Consider the following 3,740-nt stretch of genomic DNA (forward strand, 5'->3'; position numbering starts at 1 on the left):
CGCGGACACCGGCGCCGGTCCCGCGCCCCGGCTACTTGCCGGTCTCCTTCTCGTACGCCTTGAGGACATCGGCGGTGGGCCCGTCCATCAGCAGCTCGCCCTTCTCCAGCCACAGGACCCGGTCGCAGGTGTCCTTGATGGAGCCGAGGCTGTGACTGACCAGGAAGACCGTGCCCGCCTGCTTGCGCAGCTCACGGATGCGCGCCTCGGAGCGGATCTGGAACTTGCGGTCGCCCGTGGCCAGCGCCTCGTCGATCATCAGAACGTCGTGGTCCTTGGCCGCCGCGATGGAGAACCGCAGCCGCGCGCCCATGCCCGAGGAGTAGGTGCGCATCGGCAGGGTGATGAAGTCGCCCTTCTCGTTGATCCCGGAGAAGTCGACGATGGACTGGTAGCGCTCGCGAATCTGCTCACGCGTCATGCCCATGGCCAGGCCGCCGAGAATGACATTGCGCTCACCGGTGAGATCGCCCATCAGCGCGGCGTTCACGCCCAGCAGGGAGGGCTGGCCGTCGGTGTAGACCTTGCCGCGCTCGGTGGGCAGCAGTCCGGCTATGGCGCGCAGCAGGGTGGACTTGCCCGAGCCGTTGGTGCCGATCAGGCCGATGGCCTCGCCCCGGTACGCGGTGAAGGAGACACCCCGGACGGCGTGCACGGTGCGCTCTCCGCGCCGCTCGCCCCTGTCACCCTTGGCGCCCTTGAGGATCCGGCTCAGGGCGGCGGTGGCGCTGCCCCTGCCGCCTGAGCCGCCGCGCACCCGGTAGACGATATGGACGTCGTCCGCGATGACGGTGGGCACGCGCGCGGTGCTGTCGTCAGCCACGGCCGTACCGCTCCTCGGCCTTCCAGAAGTACACGAAGCCGAAGATCCCGAACAGGACCGCCCAGCCCAGGGCGAACGCCCAGATATGGTCCGGCAGGTTCTCGGAGCCGTAGCCGTCGATCAGCGCGAAGCGGACCAGGTCCATATAGACGGCGGCCGGGTTCCACTGGAGCACATCGGCGATCCAGGCGGGCTTGTCCTTGAGCATGACCGGGATGGAGAACATCACTCCGGACGCGTACATCCACGTCCGCATGATGAACGGCATCAGCTGGGCGAGATCGGGCGTCTTGCTGCCCAGCCTCGCCATGATCAGCGCGAGGCCGGTGTTGAAGACGAACTGGAGCGCCAGCGCGGGGAGCACCAGCAGCCAGGAGAGCGAGGGATAGCTGCCGAACCCGATCACGATCAGGACGAGCACGAGCATGGAGAACAGCAGCTGCTGGAGCTGCTGGAGCGCGAAGGAGATCGGCAGCGAGGCCCGTGGGAAGTGCAGCGCCCGCACCAGCCCGAGATTGCCCGAGATCGCCCGTACGCCCGTCATGACCGAACTCTGGGTGAAGGTGAAGACGAAGACACCTGTCACCAGGAACGGTACGAAGACCTCGTTCGGGATGCCCTCCCTCGTGCCCAGGATGAGCCCGAAGATCAAGTAGTAGACCAGCGCGTTGAGCAGGGGCGTCACCACCTGCCACAGCTGGCCGAGCTTCGCCTTGCTGTACTGGGCGGTCAGCTTGGCCTGCGAGAAGGCCAGGATGAAGTGGCGCCGGCCCCACAGCAGCCGGATGTACTCAAGCAGCCCGGGCCGGGCGCCGCTGACCGACAGACCGTATTTGGCGGCGAGCTGCGCCGGGGGCAGACCGTCGTCCCCCGCTGGCCGAGCGGTCATCGTGATCGCACCGTCATGGGTTGTGTCACTCACAAGTGGAAACTTTCGTCTTCGAGAAGCGCGGCAGTGGGGGCGCGGCTCCGGGCGTCGCCGGCCTGGACCGGAGTACGCCCGGTGCTCTCAAGGCCCAAGCTTGTCAGATCACCGGAGGTCGGCCCAGTCGGGTGAGCCGCCACACCGTACGCCACTTCATGGGCCGACGGGGCCCGCACCCGGTCCGCCAGCCCTCCTTGAATCCTCCCAGCCATGCCTTCAGCGCCGCCGCCGACGGCCGCCGGGCGAGGGTGAGGAGCACCCAGACGCCGAGATAGACCGGGACCAGGGGCGCGGGCAGATTGCGGCGGGCGAGCCAGACCCGGTTGCGGGCCACCATCCGGTGGTAGACCGCGTGCCGGGACGGCGGCGTCGCCGGGTGGTACAGCACCATGTCCGCCCGGTAGTCGATCATCCACCCCGCGTCCAGGGCCCGCCAGGCGAGATCGGTCTCCTCGTGCGCGTAGAAGAAGTCTCCGGGCAGCGCACCGACCTCGGCGAACACCTTGGTCCTGACGGCGTTGGCGCCGCCGAGGAACGTCGTCACCCGGGAGGAGCGCATCGGGTCCGACGCGCGCAGCCGGGGGACATGGCGGCGCTGGGTGCGGCCGGTCTCCGGGTCGGCGATCCGGAAGCTGACGATGCCCAGCTCCGGATCGGCGGCGAAGGCCCGGCGCACCAGCTCCGCGGTGTCGGTGCCCGGCAGCAGTCCGTCGTCGTCGAGGAAGAGCAGCGCGTCCATCTCGCCGCCCGCGGGACCGAAGGCTTCGATGCCGGCGTTGCGGCCCCCGGGGATGCCCAGGTTCTCGGGCAGTTCCACGGTGCGCAGGACCGATGCGAACTCCTCGACCCCGGTGACGGGGGCGCCGTTGCCGACGACGACCACCTCGATGGGGTCGCCCTCCTGCCTGGCGACCGAGTCGAGCAGGGCCCGCAGCTCAGCGGGGCGGTCACCCATCGTGATGATGACCGCGCCCAGCTTGAGGCCCCCGGTCACTTGAGCCTGCTGGAGGCGAGGATCGACACCAGGTGCAGCAGGGTCTGCACCACGGCGATGCCGGCCAGGACCGCGATGCCGAGGCGGGTGAAGAAGAGGTCGCTCCCGGTCAGTCCGGCCAGGTCGAGGGCGGCGGCGACCAGGATGAACAGGCTGGCCTCGATCCCGCCGACGAGCCGGTGGAACTTCAGCGCGGCGGCGGCGCGGCGGGCGACGGCCAGCCCGGAGGAGCGCGGCACCGCCGCCTCTTCCTTCACCGCGGGCAGTCCGCTGCGCTGCCGGGCCACGTCCACGAGATCCGTCTCGGCCTTGATCAGGATCGCGCCGAGGGCGGCGAGGGTCCCGAGGAAGGCCCACAGCCATTCGGCGCGTCCGTCGCCGAGGACATCGGCGCCGCGCACGCCGAAGCCGATCAGCAGCGCCGCCTCGCAGAGGTAGTGGCCGACCCGGTCGAGATAGACGCCGGTGATGGAGGTCTGGCCGCGCCAGCGGGCGACCTCGCCGTCGACGCAGTCGAGCAGCAGATAGATCTGGAACAGCACCGCGGCGAGGACGGCGCCGGTCAGCCCGGGGATCAGCAGGGCGGCACCGCCGATCACCCCCACCACGATCATGAGGTAGGTGAGTTGGTTGGGCGTGATCCTGGTATTCACCAGATACGGGTCGATATGCAGCGAGATCTCGCGCATATAGAGGCGACCGGCCCAGTGCTCGCCGCTTCTCCGGTCCTTCACTCCCTCCGGGTGAACGACCGGGCGGAGTTCAGCTACGGATGGTCTTGGCATAGTCGGCGTACGCGTCCCTGATCTGATCGGTGGTGAGGTCAAGGTGCTCAAGAATGGTGAAGCGGCCCGGACGGGTCTGCGGCGCGTACTCCACCGCGCGGACGAACTCATCCGCGCTGAACCCGATTTCCTCGGGTGCGACCGGCAGCCCGTGCCGGCGCAGCACATCGGCGAAGAGGCCCGACTGCTCATGGGCTCCGCGCAGATGCATGG

4 protein-coding genes and 1 pseudogene are annotated in these 3,740 nt (G+C 69.1%); all 5 read right to left on the reverse strand.

Going from position 1 to position 3,740, the window contains the following annotated elements; translation table 11 throughout:
* Positions 1–31: 31 nt before the first annotated feature.
* Positions 32–823, reverse strand: a complete 792-nt coding sequence (locus ACWF94_RS36105) for an ABC transporter ATP-binding protein (protein WP_453498674.1) — start codon at positions 821–823, stop codon at positions 32–34.
* Positions 816–1,745, reverse strand: coding sequence for an ABC transporter permease (locus ACWF94_RS36110; protein WP_453498677.1), 930 nt, complete (start codon positions 1,743–1,745; stop codon positions 816–818). The genes ACWF94_RS36105 and ACWF94_RS36110 overlap by 8 nt, the downstream gene beginning before the upstream one ends.
* 103 nt (positions 1,746–1,848) lie before the next feature.
* Positions 1,849–2,703, reverse strand: a complete 855-nt coding sequence (locus tag ACWF94_RS36115; RefSeq protein ID WP_453498683.1) for a glycosyltransferase family 2 protein — start codon at positions 2,701–2,703, stop codon at positions 1,849–1,851.
* Positions 2,704–2,738: 35 nt separating this feature from the next.
* A complete protein-coding gene (locus ACWF94_RS36120) occupies positions 2,739–3,527 on the reverse strand; it encodes a CDP-alcohol phosphatidyltransferase family protein (protein ID WP_453498680.1) in 789 nt (262 codons plus the stop codon).
* Positions 3,505–3,740: pseudogene (locus tag ACWF94_RS36125) on the reverse strand (dehydrogenase); the annotation flags it as partial. The pseudogene ACWF94_RS36125 and the gene ACWF94_RS36120, both read right to left, overlap by 23 nt.

It is taken from the genome of Streptomyces sp. NPDC055078 (assembly GCF_053607985.1).